The 20841-nt window shown below is 58.5% G+C and carries 19 protein-coding genes and 2 pseudogenes; 10 read left to right on the forward strand and 11 right to left on the reverse strand.

Annotation, left to right across the window (positions count from 1 at the left end):
- Positions 1–492, forward strand: a pseudogene (locus tag NA8A_RS21575) (hypothetical protein); the annotation flags it as partial.
- Here the strand turns inward: NA8A_RS21575 and NA8A_RS21580 are convergent.
- The 5 genes and pseudogenes from NA8A_RS21580 to trbB form a co-directional block, all read right to left on the reverse strand.
- On the reverse strand, positions 468–1178 hold the full coding sequence (locus NA8A_RS21580; RefSeq protein WP_040673311.1) for an IS6 family transposase: 711 nt from the start codon (positions 1176–1178) through the stop codon (positions 468–470). The pseudogene NA8A_RS21575 and the gene NA8A_RS21580 sit on opposite strands and share 25 nt — an antisense overlap.
- A 30-nt stretch (positions 1179–1208) precedes the next feature.
- A pseudogene (locus tag NA8A_RS21585) lies at positions 1209–1397 on the reverse strand (conjugal transfer protein TrbE); the annotation flags it as partial.
- Positions 1398–1402: 5 nt separating this feature from the next.
- Positions 1403–1702, reverse strand: coding sequence for a conjugal transfer protein TrbD (locus NA8A_RS21590; protein ID WP_009452543.1), 300 nt, complete (start codon positions 1700–1702; stop codon positions 1403–1405).
- Positions 1695–2072, reverse strand: a complete 378-nt coding sequence (locus NA8A_RS21595; protein ID WP_009452544.1) for a TrbC/VirB2 family protein — start codon at positions 2070–2072, stop codon at positions 1695–1697. The genes NA8A_RS21590 and NA8A_RS21595 overlap by 8 nt, the downstream gene beginning before the upstream one ends.
- Positions 2062–3033 (reverse strand): P-type conjugative transfer ATPase TrbB, encoded by a 972-nt coding sequence (gene trbB, locus NA8A_RS21600; protein WP_009452545.1) that lies wholly within the window; start codon positions 3031–3033, stop codon positions 2062–2064. The genes NA8A_RS21595 and trbB overlap by 11 nt, the downstream gene beginning before the upstream one ends.
- A 435-nt stretch (positions 3034–3468) precedes the next feature.
- Here trbB and repA point away from each other — a divergent pair, with 435 nt between their 5' ends.
- The 4 genes from repA to NA8A_RS21620 all read left to right on the forward strand — a co-directional run bounded on the left by repA (position 3469) and on the right by NA8A_RS21620 (position 7957).
- The gene (gene repA / locus NA8A_RS21605; protein ID WP_009452546.1) at positions 3469–4701 is read left to right on the forward strand and encodes a plasmid partitioning protein RepA; all 1233 of its coding nucleotides are present in this window, start codon (positions 3469–3471) and stop codon (positions 4699–4701) included.
- Positions 4702–4776: 75 nt separating this feature from the next.
- On the forward strand, positions 4777–5787 hold the full coding sequence (gene repB / locus NA8A_RS21610) for a plasmid partitioning protein RepB (RefSeq protein WP_009452547.1): 1011 nt from the start codon (positions 4777–4779) through the stop codon (positions 5785–5787).
- A gap of 165 nt (positions 5788–5952) precedes the next feature.
- Complete coding sequence (gene repC, locus NA8A_RS21615; RefSeq protein ID WP_009452548.1) at positions 5953–7290, forward strand: plasmid replication protein RepC; 1338 nt, start codon at positions 5953–5955, stop codon at positions 7288–7290.
- Between the two features lie 4 nt (positions 7291–7294).
- The gene (locus NA8A_RS21620; protein WP_119396910.1) at positions 7295–7957 is read left to right on the forward strand and encodes a hypothetical protein; all 663 of its coding nucleotides are present in this window, start codon (positions 7295–7297) and stop codon (positions 7955–7957) included.
- Positions 7958–8142: 185 nt separating this feature from the next.
- Here the strand turns inward: NA8A_RS21620 and NA8A_RS21625 are convergent, their stop codons facing one another.
- Positions 8143–9066 carry a recombinase family protein gene (locus NA8A_RS21625; protein ID WP_009452550.1) on the reverse strand — a complete coding sequence of 308 codons (924 nt, stop codon included), beginning with the start codon at positions 9064–9066 and terminating at the stop codon, positions 8143–8145.
- 282 nt (positions 9067–9348) lie between these two features.
- On the opposite strand from NA8A_RS21625, the gene NA8A_RS21630 reads away from it, so the two are divergent.
- Positions 9349–10455, forward strand: coding sequence for an RHE_PE00001 family protein (locus NA8A_RS21630; protein WP_009452551.1), 1107 nt, complete (start codon positions 9349–9351; stop codon positions 10453–10455).
- 66 nt (positions 10456–10521) lie between these two features.
- Here NA8A_RS21630 and NA8A_RS25590 read toward each other — a convergent pair whose 3' ends face one another.
- From NA8A_RS25590 to NA8A_RS21640, 3 genes are read right to left on the reverse strand one after another with little or no spacing between them, the layout of a single operon-like run.
- Positions 10522–10851, reverse strand: coding sequence for a ubiquitination-like system serine protease family protein (locus tag NA8A_RS25590; protein WP_074896918.1), 330 nt, complete (start codon positions 10849–10851; stop codon positions 10522–10524).
- Positions 10848–12236, reverse strand: a complete 1389-nt coding sequence (locus tag NA8A_RS21635) for a ThiF family adenylyltransferase (RefSeq protein ID WP_009452552.1) — start codon at positions 12234–12236, stop codon at positions 10848–10850. Before NA8A_RS21635 ends, NA8A_RS25590 begins: the two co-directional genes overlap by 4 nt.
- A complete protein-coding gene (locus NA8A_RS21640; protein ID WP_009452553.1) occupies positions 12226–13374 on the reverse strand; it encodes a multiubiquitin domain-containing protein in 1149 nt (382 codons plus the stop codon). The genes NA8A_RS21635 and NA8A_RS21640 overlap by 11 nt, the downstream gene beginning before the upstream one ends.
- A 156-nt stretch (positions 13375–13530) precedes the next feature.
- On the opposite strand from NA8A_RS21640, the gene NA8A_RS21645 reads away from it, so the two are divergent.
- The 4 genes from NA8A_RS21645 to NA8A_RS21660 are packed head-to-tail and all read left to right on the forward strand — an operon-like array spanning position 13531 to position 15810.
- The gene (locus tag NA8A_RS21645) at positions 13531–13740 is read left to right on the forward strand and encodes a ribbon-helix-helix protein, CopG family (RefSeq protein ID WP_009452554.1); all 210 of its coding nucleotides are present in this window, start codon (positions 13531–13533) and stop codon (positions 13738–13740) included.
- Positions 13737–14384 carry a hypothetical protein gene (locus NA8A_RS21650; RefSeq protein WP_009452555.1) on the forward strand — a complete coding sequence of 216 codons (648 nt, stop codon included), beginning with the start codon at positions 13737–13739 and terminating at the stop codon, positions 14382–14384. Before NA8A_RS21645 ends, NA8A_RS21650 begins: the two co-directional genes overlap by 4 nt.
- Complete coding sequence (locus NA8A_RS21655) at positions 14381–14857, forward strand: helix-turn-helix domain-containing protein (protein ID WP_009452556.1); 477 nt, start codon at positions 14381–14383, stop codon at positions 14855–14857. Before NA8A_RS21650 ends, NA8A_RS21655 begins: the two co-directional genes overlap by 4 nt.
- Before the next feature lie 23 nt (positions 14858–14880).
- Entirely contained in the window at positions 14881–15810 is a 930-nt protein-coding gene (locus tag NA8A_RS21660; protein WP_009452557.1) for an ImmA/IrrE family metallo-endopeptidase, read from the forward strand.
- A 164-nt stretch (positions 15811–15974) separates the two neighbouring features.
- Here NA8A_RS21660 and NA8A_RS21665 read toward each other — a convergent pair whose 3' ends face one another.
- Together NA8A_RS21665 and NA8A_RS21670 are read right to left on the reverse strand one after the other, a co-directional pair.
- A complete protein-coding gene (locus tag NA8A_RS21665) occupies positions 15975–19457 on the reverse strand; it encodes an AAA family ATPase (protein WP_009452558.1) in 3483 nt (1160 codons plus the stop codon).
- Complete coding sequence (locus tag NA8A_RS21670) at positions 19457–20728, reverse strand: metallophosphoesterase family protein (RefSeq protein WP_009452559.1); 1272 nt, start codon at positions 20726–20728, stop codon at positions 19457–19459. The genes NA8A_RS21665 and NA8A_RS21670 overlap by 1 nt, the downstream gene beginning before the upstream one ends.
- Positions 20729–20841 lie beyond the last annotated feature (113 nt).

The raw sequence follows: 20841 nt of genomic DNA on the forward strand, positions 1-20841 counted from the left end.
GATGGAGCAAGCGGACGCGACATCGCAGCCGAGCTGGCTTTGACCCATGAAGTGGTGCTTGCGGCTGGACGCAGCCGCCGTCTGTTTCCCGAGCGCATTCTGGGCCAGAGTACATGGTGGTGGCTGCACACATTGGGCTTGATGAGAGCAAGGCCCGAATCGACGATAGGACGCGTGATGCGGCGCGCGGACCCCTTTCCTGACAGGGATCGGAGCCTTGACGACTTGGAACGAAGGGGCGTAGCCGTCGCGAAACGCTTAGTCTCTTCACAAGACCGCCTCGCATTCTTTGCCGATGGATCGAAACGGGTGATCGATTCCGTCATCTGGTGCATCGGATATCGAGACGATAGCGCATGGCTCCAGATTCCAGGCAGTACCCGTTCCAACGGAAGCATTCTGCAAGAAGGCGGCCTGGCATTGCCAAGTTACTTGACGTTGATTGCAAGAGTGGTGATTTCTCGCAATCAGGCCGTCATCTCGGCGGCATAACCGTCCCACAGGCCGAAGGCATCGGCTCTGGCATGACGGTAGGAGATGGTGGAAAGTCGATAGCGGCGGGGGCGGAAGATGATGCTGATCTGGTCGTGGGCAGCAAGGAACCTTTGCGCCTGCCTCGGCGATTTGAACCTTCCCATGATCTTTTCCCGTCGCCGCGTCGGCCGGTGTGATCCTTCGATCAGATTGTTGAGGCCTTTATGCGCGCGATGATCCGCGCCCGGCGCAAAATCGTGGACTGGCTTGAAATAGCTGCGGAGCTTGTCTGTGATCACAACGCGTGGGTGGCCGAATTGGGCGACAAGCCGCTTCAGGAAACGTCGCGCGGCTTTCGCGTTTCGCTGTGGCTGAACGAGAATGTCGAGTACAGCGCCGTCTGCGTCGACCGCCCGCCAAAGCCAGTGTTTCACGCCATTGATCGGCACCACCACCTCGTCAAGATGCCACTTGTCTGCAGGTGTCGGTCGATCCCTTCGGATGCAGTTGGCAAAATGGGGACCGAACCGGTTTACCCATAGCCGAACCGTCTCCCGGCTGACGACCACGCCACGCTCAGCAAGCAGATCCTCGACATCGGCCGTGCTGAGTGCAAACCGATGGTAAGCCCAGACGGCGTAGGAGATGATCTCGCGAGGAAAACGAAAGCCCTTCAGGCGCGGCATTGTTGGTGGAGTTCTCATAATGATCGCCTATCCCCACGCAAAGCCGTAATCAACTTGGCAATCCCGCTCATTGCGCTCGAGATTGGTCGAGCTTTCCGAGTCCGGGCCGGCAAAATACCAGCCGGCCATCACCGACCCATCCTTGAGCAGGATCACGCCGTCGTCGACCAGGCCCGCATAGGGCAGAAGGTCGGAGAAGGACGGCCGGGTGTTGCGGAACTGACGAAGCGCGACCATTCCAGTCAGGGCCTCCGCCATGGTGAGGCGGTCGGACGGTAGCCCGCGCGGTAGCGAATATGGCGCAGATAGACCTGCCGCATCATCGGATCGGCTTTGGCCATCATGCGAAGCGCAGCCAACACGGCGGTCCAGATAGCGATCCCGAGCAGCACGGAAAACCACGTCAGGACCACGAAGATCAGGATCACCGCGGCAAGACCGGTCAGCAACACCAGCTCCCGATCGGCCCCCATCAAATGGTTCGGGCGCGAAAGCGCCCGATGGATGCGGGATCGTGTGAGAGCAACGCCTGGCTCAGCCATCGCTCCCCTCCCCTGCCCCGGCCGGCGGCGCCTCGTCGGCCGGATAGCCGATCGAGGCGCCGCTCGCGCCGAATAGGCCAACGATCTGCGTGGCGCCGAGGAGGATGCCGGCGACCAACACGACATACATCAGCCGGCGCGCGAAATCGTTGAGCTCTCCGCCAAAGATGAGCATGCCGCCTGCGACCGCAACGGCGGCCAGCGCGATGAAGCCCGCAACCGGACCGGTGATGGACTGCTGTATCTGTTGAAGCGGCCCTTCCCAGGGCAGACCGCCGCCACTTGAGGCGAGCGCTGGCGTGGCAAGCGCGACAAGCAAGAGCGTTGCCGCGACCGGGACGGCGGCCAGAGCGCGGGTGTTATGCGGCATGACTTTCCTCGTCGATCTGGGGATGGTGATCGGTTGCGTAGCGCGCGCCGTCGAAGGCCGTGACACGCATGACATCACGCACCCGCCGCCCGTGGCCGGCACGTTCGATCGAGACGACAAGGTCGACGGCTTCGCCGATGACCTCGCGCATCGGCTGCTGGCTGACCTCCGCGGTCAATTGCTCGAGGCGGCGAAGCGCGGAGACGGCGCTGTCGGCGTGAATGGTCGTCACGCCACCCGGATGGCCGGTATTCCATGCCTTGAGCAGGGTGAGCGCGGCACCGTCGCGGACTTCGCCGACGATGATCCGATCCGGCCTCAGTCGCATCGTGCTCTTCAACAGCCGGGCCATGTCCACTGTGTCGCTGGTATGAAGGGCAACCGCGTTCTCGGCGGCACACTGGATCTCCGCGGTGTCCTCCAGGATGACCAGACGGTCATCGGGCGACAGGGAGACGATCTCCGCAATCACGGCGTTGGCCAAAGTCGTCTTGCCCGACCCAGTGCCGCCGCTGATCACAATGTTCATGCGCGAAGCAACAGCGCTCCGCAGCACGGTTGCTTGACGGTGGGTCATGATCCCGGCTCGCACATATTCCTCGAGCGGGATGAGCCGGGATGCCCGCCGTCGGATCGTGAACGTAGGTGCGGCGACAATCGGTGGGAGTAGGCCCTCGAAGCGGTGCCCACCGATCGGGAGTTCGCCCGAGATGATCGGCTGGCTTGCATCCACTTCAGTCTGCAGAGCATGGGCAACGCTGCCGATGATAATCTCGGCGGCGCCGGGCGCGAGCTCGCCAATGGGCTCGACCCCCTGCCCGAGCCGTTCCACAAACAGCCGGCCGTCGGGATTGAGCATGATTTCGACTACCAGCGGATCCTTGAGTGCCCCGCAGATCGCCTCACCGAGCGCGTCCTGGAGTTTGCGCACGAGCCGATCGTGCGATCGCGCCCGGCTCATTCGGCAACTTCCACAAACTGGACCTCGCTAGACGCAGATCTCTCGTATCGAGCGGCTCTACACCGCTCTCGTCTCCATGGCATGTTTCCGTCCTACAAATGCGATCGACGGGCCTATCGATCATGGATAACTGCCTTCCGTCAGCCCGGCAGAATTGCCGGGTTCGGACGGGGGTGAGTCGGGTTCCGGACGGCGGATTGGAGGATATTTGCTTTTCCCGGGCCCAACGGCCGGGCTCGGCCCCGGCAATTCTGCCGGGCCAGAATTTGCTCCAGGTATCATCGGGCAATGTTGGTAAGTGACTGAGAGAAAAGGAAAAAGGCCGCCAAGGTCACGGCCGCCGCCGATCTCGATCACGCTTCTGGCAACCTTCTGTTAACCTAAAATCGCTTGCCAGAGAACGGGAATCGCTCATACTGGCGCCAGATTGGCCGAATGGCCGAATATGGCGCTATTTTCTCGTTCGGGGACAAAGCGGAGATGGCATTTCTCCCAAGTTTTGAGTTTGACGACAAGATCCTCGCCCAAGGGGCCGAGATCTCGCGCAAGCTCGACCAACTGAGGGTCGAGAAGTTTCCGACCGAAGGGCAGAAGACGCTTCGGCGGTTCTCGATGGCCGAGGTCGCCCATTATCTCGGGATCAGTCCAAACAATCTGAAACGCCTCCATCTTGAAAAGAAAGGCCCCGAGCCGTTCGTCGTTGCCGGTGGACGGCGCTTTTACTCCGCCGAGCAGATGACCGAGCTGCGGGACTATCTGGATAAGCACGGGCGATCGGATTCCAAGAAGTATGTGCCCTACCGCAAACCCGGCGAAAAGCTGCAGGTCATTGCCGTGGTCAATTTCAAGGGCGGGTCGGGAAAAACCACCACTACGGCACATCTCGCGCAGCACCTTGCGCTCACGGGTCACAGGGTCCTGACTGTGGATCTTGATCCGCAGGCTTCGCTATCGGCCCTCCATGGCTTCCAGCCCGAGCTCGACAAAAACCCCTCGCTCTACGATGCGATCCGATATGGTGACGCCGCCCCGGTCGAAGACGTTATTCGCAAGACGAACTTCCCGTTGCTCGACATCATCCCGGCGAACCTAGAACTGCAGGAATATGAGTACGAGACGCCACTTGCGATGCAGTCTCCGTCTCAAGAAGGAAAGCGGTTCTTCACGAGGGTCGCCAAGGCGTTGGATTCGGTCAGTGACCGTTATGACGTCGTGGTCGTCGATTGCCCTCCGCAGCTTGGCTATCTGACGCTCTCAGCACTCTCGGCCGCCACCTCGGTTCTGATTACAGTCCATCCGCAGATGCTGGACCTGATGTCCATGAGTCAGTTTCTGCTGATGCTGGGCAATATCATGAAGTCGATCAAGAATGCTGGCGCGCAGGTTCAGCTGGACTGGCTGCGCTATCTCATCACCCGATACGAGCCCACGGACATTCCCCAGGCGCAGATGGTCGGCTTCATGCAGTCGATGCTAGCCGAGGAGATCCTGAAGAACCCAATGCTCAAATCCACGGCGATTTCCGACGCCGGCCTCACCAAGCAGACGCTCTATGAGGTCGAGCGATCGAACTTCAATCGGGATACCTACGATCGGGCAATCGACAGCATGGATGCCGTGAACTTCGAGATTCAGGGACTGATTCACCAGGCATGGGGGCGGCTGTGATGTTGACTGCCGTCAAAACCGCCAAAAAGGTACGCGGTTTCAAGCGCATAAGTCGGATAAGGGGGTGCTAGTCAAATGGCGCGGAAAAATCCCTTTGCGAGCATTATGGACAACGGCAACGCTCCCGCCGAGCGCCCGGTCGCGCGAGACTACGCCTTCAAGGGTGCATCACGCTCGCTCATAAGCTCGATCGACGAAATGGCAGCTCAGGCAGGCAAGCTGCTCGAGGGCGAGACGATAATCGAGGTTGACCCCGACTTGGTGGACCAATCCTTCGCCAACGACCGGCTCAACGTTGATCAGGAAGACTACGAGGCCGACTACGCCCAGGTGCTGGAGTCGATCCGCAGTTCCGGTCAGAACTCCCCGGCCCTCCTTCGCCCTCATCCCGAGCGGTCCGGCCGCTACATGCTGGTCTTCGGTCGCCTCCGCTGGCGCGCCGCTAAGGAGCTTGGTCTCAAACTTCGCGCTGTCATCAAGGAGATCTCCGAGCGCGATCATGTGATCGCCCAGGGACAGGAAAACAACGCGCGAGCGAACACGTCCTTCATCGAGAAAGCGCTGTTTGCCGCCGACATCGTTCAACGGAAATTCGACGAAGACAACGCGACCGCCCTCGCCGCGATCGGTGTCGATCGGCCGACACTTTCGAAGATGCTCTCTGTCGCGTCGATACCCAAGGACCTGCTCGAAGCGATCGGCCGCGCCAAAGCCGTTGGTCGTGATCGCTGGTACGAGCTCAAACTCCTCCTCGACAAGCCGGGCAATGTCGACACTGCCCTGGCTCTAGCGTCGAATTCCGATTTTCAGGGGATGCCAAGCGAAGCGCGGTTCGATGCGATCGTCGCGAAGCTGAAAGCCTCAAAGCCACGGCGCCGTGCCGCGCCGGCACCATCCAAACGCACCTGGGCGCCGTCTGATGGGCGTGTTGCCGCGGAGATGGTGGCCAGTGGCAAGAAATTCACCATCGCCCTAAAGGCGAAGGGGACCGACGCAACAGCGTTCGGTGACTACCTCTCGGAAAATCTCAGCGAGTTGTATGAGGCTTTCCGTCGGGAAAAACGAGCAACCACAAACGGAGATTGAGCGCAAAAGAAAAAGGCCCCCGAAACGGCATTCCGGAAGACCTTCTCTTTAAGTTTGGCGACTGAGAGAATCCCACTTCCGCGAATCATAGTCAAGACCATTCAGGTCGGTTTGAGCGCCGATTCGGCGAGCAGGTTTCTTTTGCCTAGCGATAGGTGAAGAAAAATGCAGACGCATACCCCAACGACGCCCTTTGGGCGGCGAACGATGTCGCTTGGCATGATGGCAAGCCAGGCTGTAGCAAAGACCGTGCCGGAAGGCGCGCAGGTTCAAAAGTGGCAGGTGTTCCACACGATCCGGGAAGCGCGCGACCTGATCGGTGCAACGGACCGCGCACTCGCCATTCTGAACGCCCTGCTCTCGTTCCATCCAGAAACGGAGCTCTCGGGCGACGGTGAATTGATTGTCTGGCCGTCGAACGAGCAACTCATGGCCCGTGCAAACGGCATGCCGGCGACAACGCTGCGGCGGCACCTGGCCGTTTTGGTCGACTGCGGGCTGATCATTCGTCGCGATAGTCCGAACGGCAAACGCTTCGCCCGCAAGGGCAGGGGCGGGCAGGTCGAACAGGCCTACGGGTTCGATCTGGCCCCGATCGTTGCCCGTGCGGAGGAGTTCGAGGAACTGGCGGACGCGGTTCGGGCCGAAAAGAATGCCTTTCGGCTTGCCAAGGAACGCCTGACGTTACTGCGCCGCGACGTCGTCAAGCTCATTGAGACCGGCATCGAGGAGAACGTTCCGGGCAATTGGGGCAGGGTACAGCAGACCTACCAGGCTATTGTCGGCCGCCTGCCGCGCTCTGCCCCGAGGCAACTAATCGAGGACATCTGCTGCGATCTCCACGGCCTCTACACGGAGATCCTCGAGGTGTTGGAATCATTTGCAAAAACACAGAATCCGGACGCCAATGAGTCCCATTCTGGTCGCCACATACAGAATTCAAACCCAGACTCCATATCTGAATCTGAAGAAGGCTCTCGAAAAGAGAATGAAGCGGGCGGCAGCGTCGCGGAAAACGATAACCTGCGGAGCTTGCCGAAGCGGGAGTTGCCCTTGGGGATCGTGCTTGACGCCTGCCCGGACGTGAAGGATTTGGTGCCAGGGGGCGAGATACGCCACTGGCGGGACTTTCTGGCGGCCGCGGAGGTGGCTCGGCCACTGCTTGGGGTCAGCCCGAGCGCCTGGCGGGAAGCCTGCGAGGCGATGGGCGAGGTTCAGGCCGCTATTACGCTCGCGGCAATCCTGCAGCGCTCCGATCAGATCAACAGCGCCGGCGGTTATCTGCGCAGCCTGACGGACAAGGCAAGGGAGGGCAAATTCTCCACATGGCCGATGGTCATGGCGCTTTTGCGCGCCAAGCTCGATGCCGGCAAACGTGCTGAACTCAGCGGGGACCGAGGCGAACTAGCAACGTCTGACGCTTCTGACAGTGCTCCCGGCAAGCTCGAAGTTAGTGAGGCGCTTCTTCGCTCACTCAAAAAGCCGTCCGGGGGCAGGGGGTAATCCAATGGACGCGGACCTGAAACGAGATCTATTGCGGCTTTTTGAGGCCTGTATCGCTCAAATCAGAAGCGGAAAGCCCGGTCCGAGCCTCTTGGTGTCCCGGGAGTTTGAAGCCACTCTGCTGCACTACTGTGAGTGTCTTCGAGCAGAAATGGATGAAGCGACGTCGCCGTACCCCACCCCGCGCGTTCCAATCGAGCTGATTGTCAAGGCGAGCGCTCAAGATGCAAGGGATGGCCTTGACGATCTTCGGCACTGGCTGAGGGGCGCCGAGGAGGTGATCGTGTGCGACCCCTATTTTCTGCACTTCAAACCAACGGGAATGTTTCCGGACATTGAGAGCTATTCGGATGCCCTTGTGCGATTGTTTCCCAAGACGGCAATTCGGGTCGACCTTTATACCAACAGCTATCAACGGACCGTTCGTCCAGCCGTGCTTCGTGCCTTGAAGGAAGGCCGCTCGGTGCGCCACTACATGTCGAGCGACCTTCATGACCGGTTCGTGATCAAAGACAGGTCGGAGGGCAAATCGATTGGAACTTCGTTCGGAGGCTTCGGTCGCAAGTTCTTCGCGATGACGGACCTCAGTCCGGTTGATGTCGCGTCGGTGATGTCCGAACTGAAAAAGCTATGCCCCGAGCCGGTCCGTCCAGGGCGGCGGAGGTAAATCGCTGCAAGAATTTCAGACGCTCCTGGACCCGCGCGATCGCCCATTGCGCGAAATCCTTCCGGCTGTTGACGGTCATCGTTTCCATGGCAGCGCTCTCCGGATTTGTTTGGCGTGTGCTGCCGAAAGTCGGCCCTGCGATCTGTACAGCGCCGCCGCTCCCACGTTATTCCCAGCTTCCGCGCTCAGGCTGCCTCGAGCAAGCCGCTTCGCTTTGCCCGGTCGAGAAGGTTTTTGACGGAGGAGGGCGCCCATCTCGTACCGCCACGCGGTGTGCGCTCATGAAGGCGCTCGAGCTGGTTGGCGATTTCGCGCAAGGTGAGCTCTGGGTTGGAGGAATGGATACCCGCTACAAGCGTCATCAGGCGGTCCTCGGGCGGCCGAGGCGGCGACTTTCTCAGGAGAGACTTATCGGCCATTCCTTCGCTGACCATCCATCTTACCGCGCGCCGCAAGCGCTCAGGGGTCCAATCGAAGCCGCGTTGCTTGAGGACGCGCGAAATGTCGTCCCAGGTGTGGTCTGGTCGCATGCGCCGGACGACTGGAAGCCATTGATTGGCAGTGGACTGGATGCGCGCGCCGTAGGCCGCTTTCTGAGCAGCCGTCATCTTGGCCAGCATCTCCGGCCGACGTTCCCGAACCCCTGGGTTGCCTGGTAGCCGGCCATTTGCCTTCGCAGCTTTGACGCCTGCCTTCGTCCGCTCCGAGTTGAGAGCCCGTTCCAGCTGGGCGACGGCGCCAAGGACCTGCAGCGAAAACATGCCCTGCGGCGTCGTGGTATCGATGGGATCGCTCAGCGAGCGGAAATATGCGCCTTTGGCCGTCAGCTCCTCGATGACATCGAGCAGGTGGCTCACCGAGCGCGCCAGGCGGTCGAGCCGAACCACAACGAGAGTGTCGCCGGCGCCGATCTCACGGACCAGCCGGGCGAGGGCAGGGCGGGTCCGCGAGGCGCCGGACCCATGCTCCTGGATGATTGTGTCGCATCCGGCCGACCTCAGTTCCATCTCCTGCGCTTGCGTCGCCTGCTCGTCCGTGGAGACGCGCGCATAGCCGATAAGCCGGCCCTGTGGCCGACGGGAAGAGGGATTGCGCGGTGTTTTGGCCATTTGGAGAGCCTGAGAGCCGTGTTGAAGGCGAATTTACAAACATAGAAGATACGGATAACCGATCGTTTGTAAACGTCTCCTGAGTGCCTTTCTGACACTTGGAAGTGCGAAAAACCCCGGAAAAACAAGCTCTCTCGTCGATCTGAGCACGGATTGCCAGGTCTCTGTTCAATCCCGGAGGCCGCAGCGCTCATTATATATAGAGGGGCTGAAGAATTACTGGTGTGACGGAAGCGAAAAGCATGTTAGCTTCCGTAGTGAAATCGAAGCATCGTTATATCAATGACTTATGAAATCGGGAAATTGACCCATGAGACCCTCTTGGGGCCGATTGCGGCCGCAGAGGACGCGCTTGCCCGGCTTGATGAGCGCGTTGCCCGATCCGAAGTCGGTGCCGGCTTCGCCGAGCGGGCAGATTTCTTCGATTCCGTCTCCAGTATGTGGGTCGGCGGCGAACTCGTCCATCTCGAGGATCTGGTTCTCCACGACGCACAGATGGACATTCGCGCGCCGAGCCATGAGCTCGTCATTGCGCACCGCATCGTCCGGGCCCGGCGCCGCGTGTCACGAAACGATCCCGGCTGGGCAGTTTCGCGATCGGGCATACTGGCGCTTGCCGGTGTTGCCGAAGAGCCACCGCTCGAGAGCGAACCGTCCGACAGGGGAGGGGAGGGGGTCGAACTCGACTTGGTCGATCACGATGCACTGTCGCCCGAGCTGGCCGAGATCGATGAGGTCCTCGCTCGCACGAAATGGCTGGTCGATGGCAATGACCCCGCAGAGACAAGGAAGCAGGAGCCCGAGCTCAGTGTCGGCGAGCTGCTCATTCGCGATCCGGATTGGGACGAAGGCGAACGGATCGGCGAGTGGCTCGAGCTGGCCAAGCAGGTTGAACGGCTTCCAGCCACATTGGCGGCGGCCGTTCTCTGGGATGCATGGGAACATCTCGAACCCCTGCAGCGTCAGCACTGGCTCGGTCAGGTGCTTGTTTCGGGCTTCCTGAGAACTCGCAGAAAGGTCCGATCGCACCTGTTGGCGTATGCCGTGGGCTTGCGGGAAATTCCGCGTGAACGACGCCGCGCCCGTGATCGGACTGTACGATTGGTCGCCTTCCTAGATGCGATGAGTGCGGCCGCCGCAGCTGGAATGAAGGACATCGACCGACTGACTTTGGCAAAACGCCAACTCGAGCGGAAGGCAGCGGGCAAACGCACAACAAGTAGTCTTCCAGTTGCCATCGATCTTCTATTGTCGCGACCCATCGTGTCGGCACACATGGTCGCGAAGGTGGCAAGGATCACGCCGCGCGGCGCCCGGAATTTGGTCGAAGAACTAAGTGTTCGCGAGATGACCGGGAGGGGGCGTTATCGAGCTTGGGGGATCCTGTAACCGTCTTGTTCAGTCAACCCCGTTTGCGGCCTGCAGGCGATGTCGCGGGAAAGTGCTCTGTTCGGGCTAACACCATTTAATCCGGCCGTCGCGAAGCCAAAAATGGCTGCGGCAACCGGTCTTCCTCCAAATACTAGGATGCAATGTGGGGTATCCACTTGCTTCCAATCTCACGGACCACCTTGGTCTAGCCTCCGGGATCAATAGCAGCTCGAGGCGATCGCCACATCCGCACGGACATCTAAGTGCAACTGCCCAGTCATCACCATCGTCACGAGCGAGGAAGATATCTCGTGTTCGGATGATGTCCGGTGGGGTGTCGGCGTCCACGACAATCATTTTTCGGGCGGGGGCAACCTTTGCCCAAAGCTTCAGGAACCAAAGTGGCAGTTTCATGCGGCTTCGTCCTGTAGTTCCGCAAGAGAAGGCATCCCGAGCAGAGGTTCAGCGAGTCCTCTGCCGAGCAGTGGCTTTGGACTGTGTTCGAACGCGCTTTCGGGGAAGTAGTCTTCGTCCATGGCGGCGAGCGAAAACAGGGTACGCGCATACGGCCAGTTTCCGTCGAGACGGAACTTGAACAACCTCGAAAGCCATTCGTTTACAGCTGCACTTGCAGCACGCATGTTGAGACTGATCACTGAGGGGGCCTCGTCGGGAATACCTTTTAAATAACCCTCTTTGAGCTGATCCTCTGCCTCCTCGGGTGCATGTCGAAGGAGATACTCCCGGCGTAGCGCTTCAGGTGTTACCACGCGCCGGTCTTGCAGGGACGGACCACCCGGCCTCACAAAGTCGATTCGGCCGCAAACATCTGCAATGAGACGGCCTCCTTCCGATGCAAGTCTTGTTGGTATCGTCACCCCCACATCTATCAGGGGTACCAGAGCGCACTGGGCGATGTGATCGCAAAATAGCCGGCCTTCGGAACTGTCGACACAGCAGAACATGACGTCGGCGGTGCTGGCGGCTACAATGGCACCCGGCTCGCTGATGGGCCGGTCGATCTCAATGATCTCAATATCGCTTCGATAGGTGCGGATCGCCTTGGCCATCATTGTTACCTTCAGCGTCTTCGCCAGAGCGTCGTCGGCGGTCGAGTTGACGATCCGATTGAGATTCTTGCCTTCAACGATATCGAAATCGATCAAAATCAGCCGACCTATTCCAAGTCGGGCAAGTATCTCCGCAACAATGGATCCGGTGCCGGAAACGCCGATAACGCAAGCGGTTCGGCGCGAAAGGCATGCCCGCATAGCATCGGAGAAGGCAAGCACTGGCTGCAGGCCAACTGGCGAGAGTTCTGTAATGTCTTCGCCTACGAGCGTTGTAGTCAGGCGCAAAGGCCTCGCGCCAGGACGGGTGTACAGCCGAGCGCAAATGGCTCCGTCAGGAGTCATCGTCGCGCTGCCGTGCGGCCCGTCCGGCAAGGCTTGAAAAAGAGCAGTAATGGTCCTTTCGTCACTTTGATTGTCCACCTCTGAGAAACCGTAGAACCCACCGGGGTGAGAATGTATGAGGAAAACCGAGTCGCCGGTCGCTTCCGCCCGATCTATGGCTTCTTCGATGCGGCGACCTGGCCAGCTAATCTGTACATTGCTGCGATTGCTGCATTCGGCATACGGCACCAGAATTAGATCCCGGACGCAAAAGCGATACCTCGTCGAACCCGCGCGTCCACAAATGAGGATCGCCGCCGCTTCAAGCCCGTCGCCCGAAAATAGGTGGGTACGTAGGGCATCAAACTGTGGCTCCAACAGAACAAGGGTCGGCTCAGATCTCATCGCCAACTTCCCGGAGCAGAGACTCCTCAATCACTGCCAAATGCGTCACGACACTGTCGGTTTGAGGATTCCAGCGAGTTTTTCCATTCAGATGCCGGGACCAGCGCTGATAGCTCACTCCCTCGATAGTCTTGGTAGACTCGGTTTTGGATATGGATGCGCCGCTTGCAAGTCTCAGGTGTGGGGCGCAGTAGAACATGTCAATTGCGGCGCTGGGGTAGGTGGCTGGGATGTCGATGGCGATATCGACCGACGAATGGTTGAAGCCCGCAGGTAGTCCCATCGAGCGGATGATCAGCCAGCGCCTTCCACCTTCGATGATTGAATCCCAAATCAGGGCACGCTTTGCCAGATAAGCTTCGTCCTTTTTCAGCAGTCGGAATTGACGGCGAAGGCCACTCGGGCCCTCGCCATTGTTGATCTCCGCAGGGGTAAGGCGGAGCTTCTCGATACCGGGCGTACTGAGATCGATAGTATCGGTGAGTGCCACCTGCTGTTTCGGCTGTCCTACCTTCTTGAGGATCGCGATCCATCCGGCGTCCGGGTCGAAGCCGGCTTGCGCCAGTGCGTCCTTAACGACGACCGAAGGGGTCATCAGAGTGATAATGACGCCCTGAACGTTCAGCTTCCAGCTGCGCGGTTTTGAATACAGCTTCTCCAATTCACGGCCGCCCAGGTCGATGGAAGCGCCTGGAGCAATTTCCTCGTCCGGTTCGTCTGACCGCTCAAGGAAGAGTGCCTTGGTCTCTGGGATGCGCCCGATCAGCCGCACGAGATCTTCGGAGATCCTGCGCGCACCCCAAGCGTATCTTTTGCCGTCGATCGACCAGTTCCAGATGCGGTCGGTCTTGAAAGCGAAGAAGCGCTCGGCTCCGCTGGCGCGGATGTCGATCGTCTCGGTGAGGTCGACAACGATCAGGCCGTCGTCCCTTGTCAGCATGAGCAGGACGTAGTCCTCAGCCGGGTTGCGTTCGAAAAGCTCCAGTACCTGCCGCCCAGTCGGCATGGGATCGCTGAGAATACGCTTTTCGTCGAAGCCGTCGCCGTCCCACAGACGGACACGATAGTGATTTGACTCGGGAATTGGCTGGCTACGGGTGCCGGCCGCGTACTGTTCGAGATCGATTGCGTCAGACATAGCGTCATCCTTCTTTGGTTCGTTGCAGACCGTTTTGGCCGCCGTGGTACAGATATAGTAGCCAAAAAGTAGCTATACAATAGCTAATAGATATATTTTTTATGTTGACTATTCAGCCAGAATTGCTATGTGAAGGGCTGTCAGGAGGTGATGCGTATGGCAAAGAAGACAATGACTCTGAATCTCTCCGACGAGGAGATGGAAGTGCTGGAGCGCCTTTGTGAAAAGAAGGATCTCAGCAAGACAGCCCTGATCCGTCAGTCGCTACGGCTCTATCAGCGGATCGAAGAGCGGCTCGAAAAAGGTGACAAGCTGTTTTTTGAGCACGAGGCCAGCAAGGAAAAGGCCGAGGTGATGATGCTATGACGTCAGATCGAAAACCTGACGTGACCCCCGTGGGCCTGTTCGATGTGGCGGGCAATCGAATGGTTGATGCGGAACTCTGGGACGCAATAGCGGAAAAGAACCTGGCTGATTGGGAAGCCGAGTGGATCCCGGAGCTTTTCAAGCTTCTGCAAGCGCTCAATCGCAAAGGGGTCGAGCGGCGATTTTGGCCACAAAGTCGCCACTGGGACTGGCGCGATAAGATGAAAGCGATTGAAGGCCGATTGGCGAACCAGTCGTTTTCGATCGTGTGTCAGGATATGACTCAGGCGATGATGACCACAGACGTGACAAAGCGGGCACAGATTGCCAGCCAGAAAAATGATCATCTCGTTTATGTTGACTTCCTGGAAGCGGCACCGTGGAACCGCCGCGAAATGACCCAGATGCCGCCGCGCTTTTCCGGAGCCGGCTCGATTCTTATCCTCGCCGCGATCGAGCAGAGTAAGATGGAGGGCTTCAGAGGCCGCATCGGATTGCATTCGCTTCCCCAAGCCAATGATTTCTACGCCAATAAGGTAGGCATGACGGATCTGGGGCAGGACGCGGCATATCAGAACCTTCGGTATTTCGAGATGACTCCCGAGCAGGCCGAAGCGTTCATAGAGAAAGGACGAAAGAAATGAAGATCGAAGTGACAAAGGACTGGTGCGAAGCCATGGCGCGGCAGGAAGCCGACGTCGAGGTCGGCGCTGGCCTTATCGCTGCTGATCCGATCTTCAATGGAGAAGCAGCACATGACACGACATTTGATGAATCGCGCATAGCGCTCGGTCGATTTGTTCATCTCATGCGGAGAAGGGATAAGCTTTCGTTGGAAGCATTGGCCGAACGCGCAGATGTAGACCTTGCCGAGCTGATGAGCATCGAGTTCGATGCCCATTATCTACCTGAGTCGCGGACGCTTTATCAGCTAGCGCATACCTTCAAGGTATCGCACAAAAAGCTGATGGGTTTGTCGGGACTGACCAAGCCCAAGGACGTTCAGTATGTCGAAGAGGCAGTGAGATATGCTGCTCGATCAGAGTCGATTGAGACGCTCAGCGCGGAGGAACAAGCCGCTTTGGAAGGGCTGATTTCCGTACTGAGTGAAAAGTAATGCCGTGAAAGGACTACGATACGGTGGCGAAGAACGAAATACTGCGGGCGAGAACGGCCGCGGATATCGATGAACGCGTTGAACGTGTCCTAAACGGCTTGGGCAATCCCGAACCGCCTCTCGATTTGCGGACGGTTCGGGAACTTCTCAAACTCGACCGCGGCTACTACTCGGCAAATGATCCGGGCCTCCTGCAAGAGACCGTTTCCAAACTGAGAATCGCTGGTAAGCAGGTGCTCCTGAGGCCAACTTTGCTCATTGAGGCAGTCCGGAAAATGGACATTCGTGCGCTATATATTCCAGATCAGAAGCGCATACTCATCGACAAATCACAGCCGAAGCTGAAGCACCGATGGAACGAGGCACACGAGATCGGGCATAGTGTCCTGCCTTGGCACGAAGGCGCAATGCTTGGCGATGATGAGTACACACTCATCCCTGCCTGCCATGCTCGACATGAAGCCGAAGCGAACTTCGCTGCTGCACGGTTGTTGTTTTTGCGAGAAAAGTTTGTCGAGGAAGCACAGGCTCATGAGGCCTGCATCGAATCGATGAAGAAGCTCAAGGAGCGTTTCGGGAACACCTATACAACAACACTGTGGCGCTGCGTGGAGGCGTGGGGAGCATCAGTCCCAGTTGTAGGGCTGGTTACCGGACATCCACACCCTGATCAACGAAAACCGGACTTCGATCCTGAGAACCCGTGTCGGCATTTCATCCAGTCGCCTGCATTTGCGCGGCAGTTCTCAACAGTTCCAGAAACGAGCGTCTTTGAGGAAGTAGTCGAGTATTGCTCTCCAAAAGGCGGGGGCCCCTTGGGCGAAAGCGACGTGCTATTGGTCGACGACAATGGAGACGGCCATATATTTGAGTTTGAGAGCTTCCATTTCTATCATCAAACGTTGACCATTGGCATATATCGGCGCCCCCGGAGAAATTTGGTTGCAGCATAATTTTTATCGATGATTGAGTTCAACTTCCCTGATCAGCGGAGATGTTGTCCAGCATATTCTAATAACGTTCGACTCCAAGAACAGGGCTATTTCAACTGGGTCAAACCGGACAGCCCGACCTATCCGCGGCTCCGGAACCGAACAGACGCATACGTTGGTGGCTCTTACGCAATCTCATGAATTCTTGCATTTGGCACGACTTGCACTGCAATCTCGCACAGGTGCCGGTGATGGGTGAGATATATCACCTGGCCCACCTGAGCCATCTGCCCGAATAGCCGAAAGACTTCCTCTGATCGCGGTTCGTCGAACGTTTCCATAATGTCATCAGCGACGAACGGTACAGAAGGCCTTGCTGCCGCGAATTCCTCGTATCCGGCTAATCGAAGAGCCAGGTACAGCTGAAACTGAGTGCCCTTGGACATTTCGACGGCGAGTTTGGAACCGCCTTGCCGCGACAGTCCGATCAACGCCTCACGATCCTTGTCCGGCCGTGTGGCAAGTCCGGAGTATTCATCACGCGTAATCAACCGGAAGGCTTCGGATGCCCGGTTCATCATCGCACTACGGTGTTTTTCCCGATATGCGCGGATACCGTGTTCAGCGACCAGGCTTCCGGTCTTCAGGCGTAGATATCGCAGCGCCAGATCCTCGATTTCCAGAAGTAATGTGCGGCGGTTTGCTTCGATGCGGGCGACAGCGTCATCGCCTCCGATCGCGTCCAATGCGTCAGTTGCGCGAGCCCTGTCAGCGAAGAGATCCTTTGCGCGTCCGTCGAGGTCGGCAAGGCGCGTATCGAGTTCAGCTTGTTCTGCCTGCAGTTCGCCGAGGTTGATATTGCGGAGGCCGGCTACCGCCTCCTCGATGAATTGCCTCTGCGTCTCCCCGAGAATCTGCCGCTCGAGTTTGCCGAGTTCCGTGATCAACTCGTCCCTTTTCTTGCAGCGCTCCAACGCCTGTCGGACATCGGCGAGCTCGTTGACCTGGAAGAATTCAGTCATCTCCTCCTTGCGGGAGTCATGCACCGCGACCTCTCCATCCAGATGCTCATACTCGAGTTTGAGATCGACAAGGGCCTGGTTTCGTTCCTGTCGTTTCGCGTCTGTCTGCCTGGCTTCTTCGTGCCGTCGGATTAGTTCCTTGGCTGCGGCGAGCGGATTGTTGCCATCGTACGCTTCTTCGAGCGCCGTATGCAGCCGCTCGACTGTATCAGCGAAGGCTGACTGATCGGATTCCATCGACGCAATGCGATGACTCAGGTCTTCCTGCGCGCGCAACGCCTCGGGGAGACCGGTCATCGCGTCGAGGAGTTCTCGTATCGCGCCGACACTGCTTTGGCGATCGGAAAACCAGGTGTTGGAGAGGGTGCTCCCCCAAGCACGCTGCCACTCTTCGAATGCGGCTACGGCTTCGTCCAATGCCGTTTTTCGCTGAGACGCTGCGGCTTGAAGCTCCGCGAGGCGTTTGTCCGCTTCGACGCGTCTGGTTCGGGTGGTAGCGTGTTCCGTGAGAATGTTGTCAGCTGCCTGCATCAATGCAGCCAAATCCAGTCCCTCGACATCGATCCCAAGCCTGATCAAGGATTCAGAGAGAAGACCCTTTTCCGTTTCTATAACTGACCTCGCTTCGTCAATGTCGCTCAGAGATCGACGGAGGTCATCATGTGCAACCAGTGCCGAGGTGCGGGCCTCGGCCCAGCTGCTGACTGTTTTTAGCCAGGCATGCGTGGGTTTGTCCGCAGGCAGTTCGATCTCGGTTGGCGTCTCGGACCGGATTTCGCGGCGCAAGGCTTCCAGTTCACTGTCGGTCTCCTGCAGCAATTGATCTTGCTGCTCGAGGTGCGCCTTTGCGACCGACAATGCCGCTGACAGAGACCGCAACTCCTCGAGCTCTTTGAGACCGTTTAGTCGTATATCGACGATCGCATCGGCCGATCGCATTTCCCTTTCGAAACGATCAGCCGTTTCTCGATCCAAGCTGGACAAGTGGTGTGCCCACGCTTCGTCACGTTGAACTAGGGCAGCTTTCGCCTCCTCGTCATCCTTGATGGCCGATGCTTCGCGCAGGGAAGAGATCCTGACGGTGTCCTCATTGCACTTTGTTGAGAGCTCCCGCTTCCGCTCGCCGATTTGTGCGCGTCTCTTCTCGATCCCTTCAAAAATCAGTTTCCATGCGGCCAGTTGATCGGGTTGGGGCGGCGAGATCTTGCGTAGTTCCGTCCCCTCGCCAGCCCAGGGATGGAGGTTGTGGATAGCATTATCAAAGGCGCGTCTCTTCTCGGGAAGGGCTCGCTCCGCAAGGCGAAGTTCGGCAGCCAGATTTCCGTCGCGCAGGCGTTTCAGTACGGTTTGAAGCTGTGCGATCTTGCCCGCGTCGACCGCGACGCCTTGTCCGTCAAGCGCCTGTCGAGCGCGCTGCTCATCTTCCAGAGCCTGCCGGGCGGACGCTTCTTCCTTTTCGGCTGATTGGTGCGTGACATCGATGCCGGTTTTTTGGGTGATCAGATCACGAAGCGCTCCGATCGTGGAGGCTGAAACAAGAAGTGTCTTGGGGTCGTCGACATTGGATTGTCCCAAGGTCACGAGAATGAGATCGATCTTGCGGGTGCATTCAGCCAGCGCGTCGTTCCGTTTCGGGAGATCGTCTGCAGCCGTCGTGTAGCGTGCGGCGGCGTCTCCAAGCCGATCGAGATCATCTGCCATCTCGAGCAGACGGTCCTCGACGATCAACCCCGCGAGTTCGTCACGAAGCTTCTGCTCACGCTGTTTGAGGCCGATAGTCTGTGTTTGAAGCCGCGTCTCCTCGACGATGAGCTCGGGAAGAGCGGTCGCCCATTCCGCCGGAGGGTTTGGCATGTCCTTGTATTCTGACAGCTTCTCCTGCCCCTGAAGGTATTCGGTCGCCAAAGGGTAGGCGCGCAGGGTACGGATTATCTCCTCATGACGCACCTTGGCTGCCGCGATCTCCTTCATGGCAGCGTCATAAGCAGTCTGTGCTTGCTCAAGTGCTGCCGTCAGAGCCTTGTAAGAGGAGGCCTGCACATCGATTTCGTCGCGCTTTGATTTCAGCTCCGCAATCTGTCGCTTCAGACCTGCGATTGCGGTCGAACTCGCGCGCTTCCGGAAAATGCCGTCGGCTTCGGCCGCCGCGGTTTCGAGAATGGAATTGACGCCAGCCAGGCCTGCACTTGCCGAGAACAACAACTCGCCCAGATCGCCCTTGCTCTCCAGGATCGCGTTGCCTCCATCCTCGAGTGTCTGATCGTCGAGCGAAAACATCATGCGATAGGCGTCACGTGTCAGACCGGCGAGCGGGACGCTCAGAACCGCCTCGTTGACCGGCTGCCCGTTCGCATCCAGGAGGGAATTGCTGCGCTGCTTGACGCGCCTCAACTCGTGGGCCGATCCATCGAACTCCAGACAGGCGCCGATCTCCATGGCTTTGCCTTGATGAAGAAAGCTGTAGCGCGTGCGTTCCTCGATGCCGAACAGGAGATCGAGATAGGCGGAAAGCGCCGTCGATTTGCCGGCTTCGTTCAGGCCGTAGACGATATGCAGATCCGGTGTGTCGCTTTCATGCTCCCCGAAGTCGATTGAATAATCCGTGAACTTGCCGTAGCGGGTAAGATCGAGCCGGCGCAGGCGCATCAGTCGACCTCCGGAGCGTTGGCTTTGAGCCGAGCAAGCATGTCCTCGCTTCCTTCGGACAGCAGCTGATCGACCAGCGCCTCGAACTCGTCTTCGTTGTTGCCGCTGAAACCGCGCGCTTCCGGCGGCAGGTCATCGCGCAGTTCCTTGACGAGGTCCTGCACGATTTGTCGAACGCCATGCTGTTGAATGATGTCGCCTCGCATCAACTCGCCGAGTTCAAGGACTGGATCAGCGGTCGCGCTTCCAACCGGTTTGCTGACCGGCGCCGTTGTCGCCAAATCGATCTTTTCGACCCAGGTGTTGCCCAAGCTCTCTGCGCGCTGCTCGGTTTCAGCCAGCAGCAAATCGCGATCGCGTCGCAGCCGCCACGACAACGGGGTCGCACCTGTCAATCGAAGACGAGCCACAAGATGCTGAGATCGTGTTTGCTCGCGTGCTCCAGAAATCCCTGCCTCAATCAGATCGGCTGCCTCTCGCCAGGTCTCCGCCGATGACATGTCGACCGGGACGCGTTCGAACTGGGCGGTGCTTGTCGTGCGTTCTTCGATCCTGAGGCTTTGATCGTCACTGACCGTAACGAGGGTGACTGTCTTTTCCCCGGCTTCATTGATGTCCCGTCCCTGAGGCATTCCTGGCATGACCGCTACGCGATCGCCGGCGTATTCGGTCCGGACATGGACGTGTCCAAGTGCCCAATAATCGAATCCCCAGCCCTGGAGGTCGGATAGCTTGCAAGGCGCGTAAAGATCGTGCCCAGGAGCGCCCGCCAAGCTCGTATGCATGATCCCGATATTGACAGCATCCGGGGTAGGGCGGTGATACTTCTCAAGAAGGCTTTCCGGAGCCTGAGGCTTGGCGAAACTAAGGCCGTGAATAGAAAGTGCGAGCCCGTCCTTGGTGATGTCGACGCAATGAGCGCGCCCGCCGAATACTGTGACCGATGGCGGCAGGATCAGTTCCTGCGTTATGCGCGAAAGGGCATCGTGATTGCCTCGAATGATAAAGGTCGCGATGCCGGCTTCGTTGAGCCGCTGCATCTGGCTGGCCAGAAACCGGGCGGTTTTCATCGACGTCTGGTCGCCGTCATAGAGATCGCCGGCGATAATCAGCGCATCCACCTGTTCATCAATACACAGGTTGACGATCGTCACCAAAGCCTGCCGCGTGGCGTCTCCGATCAGCTCGGCGAGGCCGCGGCTACGCAGCGCCAACGAGCGCAACGGCGAGTCGAGATGAATATCGGCTGTGTGGATGAACCTGAATGACATCGCGGCATTCTGCCTATTTTGTGGTGAACGAGCAAAGGACATGTATTGGGTAAAGCTATATGAATTTTTAGCATGTTCACTAGGCCACGTCGGTTTGTGTAACTATTTAATTT

The sequence above is a fragment of the Nitratireductor indicus C115 genome, from assembly GCF_000300515.1.
GTDB classification, from domain to species: domain Bacteria; phylum Pseudomonadota; class Alphaproteobacteria; order Rhizobiales; family Rhizobiaceae; genus Nitratireductor; species Nitratireductor indicus.

What these genes read in the sequence shown, in the direction of transcription:
- NA8A_RS21580 (WP_040673311.1), bottom strand. Translation starts at nt 1,178, where the DNA reads ATGAGAACTCCACCAACAATGCCGCGCCTGAAGGGCTTTCGTTTTCCT.
- NA8A_RS21665 (WP_009452558.1), bottom strand. Translation starts at nt 19,457, where the DNA reads ATGCGCCTGCGCCGGCTCGATCTTACCCGCTACGGCAAGTTCACGGAT.
- NA8A_RS25590 (WP_074896918.1), bottom strand. Translation starts at nt 10,851, where the DNA reads ATGAAACTGCCACTTTGGTTCCTGAAGCTTTGGGCAAAGGTTGCCCCC.
- NA8A_RS21635 (WP_009452552.1), bottom strand. Translation starts at nt 12,236, where the DNA reads ATGAGATCTGAGCCGACCCTTGTTCTGTTGGAGCCACAGTTTGATGCC.
- trbB (WP_009452545.1), bottom strand. Translation starts at nt 3,033, where the DNA reads ATGAGCCGGGCGCGATCGCACGATCGGCTCGTGCGCAAACTCCAGGAC.
- NA8A_RS21590 (WP_009452543.1), bottom strand. Translation starts at nt 1,702, where the DNA reads ATGGCTGAGCCAGGCGTTGCTCTCACACGATCCCGCATCCATCGGGCG.
- repA (WP_009452546.1), top strand. Translation starts at nt 3,469, where the DNA reads ATGGCCGAATATGGCGCTATTTTCTCGTTCGGGGACAAAGCGGAGATG.
- NA8A_RS21640 (WP_009452553.1), bottom strand. Translation starts at nt 13,374, where the DNA reads ATGTCTGACGCAATCGATCTCGAACAGTACGCGGCCGGCACCCGTAGC.
- repB (WP_009452547.1), top strand. Translation starts at nt 4,777, where the DNA reads ATGGCGCGGAAAAATCCCTTTGCGAGCATTATGGACAACGGCAACGCT.
- NA8A_RS21645 (WP_009452554.1), top strand. Translation starts at nt 13,531, where the DNA reads ATGGCAAAGAAGACAATGACTCTGAATCTCTCCGACGAGGAGATGGAA.
- NA8A_RS21620 (WP_119396910.1), top strand. Translation starts at nt 7,295, where the DNA reads ATGGACGCGGACCTGAAACGAGATCTATTGCGGCTTTTTGAGGCCTGT.
- NA8A_RS21625 (WP_009452550.1), bottom strand. Translation starts at nt 9,066, where the DNA reads ATGGCCAAAACACCGCGCAATCCCTCTTCCCGTCGGCCACAGGGCCGG.
- NA8A_RS21595 (WP_009452544.1), bottom strand. Translation starts at nt 2,072, where the DNA reads ATGCCGCATAACACCCGCGCTCTGGCCGCCGTCCCGGTCGCGGCAACG.
- NA8A_RS21670 (WP_009452559.1), bottom strand. Translation starts at nt 20,728, where the DNA reads ATGTCATTCAGGTTCATCCACACAGCCGATATTCATCTCGACTCGCCG.
- NA8A_RS21655 (WP_009452556.1), top strand. Translation starts at nt 14,381, where the DNA reads ATGAAGATCGAAGTGACAAAGGACTGGTGCGAAGCCATGGCGCGGCAG.
- NA8A_RS21650 (WP_009452555.1), top strand. Translation starts at nt 13,737, where the DNA reads ATGACGTCAGATCGAAAACCTGACGTGACCCCCGTGGGCCTGTTCGAT.
- NA8A_RS21630 (WP_009452551.1), top strand. Translation starts at nt 9,349, where the DNA reads ATGACTTATGAAATCGGGAAATTGACCCATGAGACCCTCTTGGGGCCG.
- repC (WP_009452548.1), top strand. Translation starts at nt 5,953, where the DNA reads ATGCAGACGCATACCCCAACGACGCCCTTTGGGCGGCGAACGATGTCG.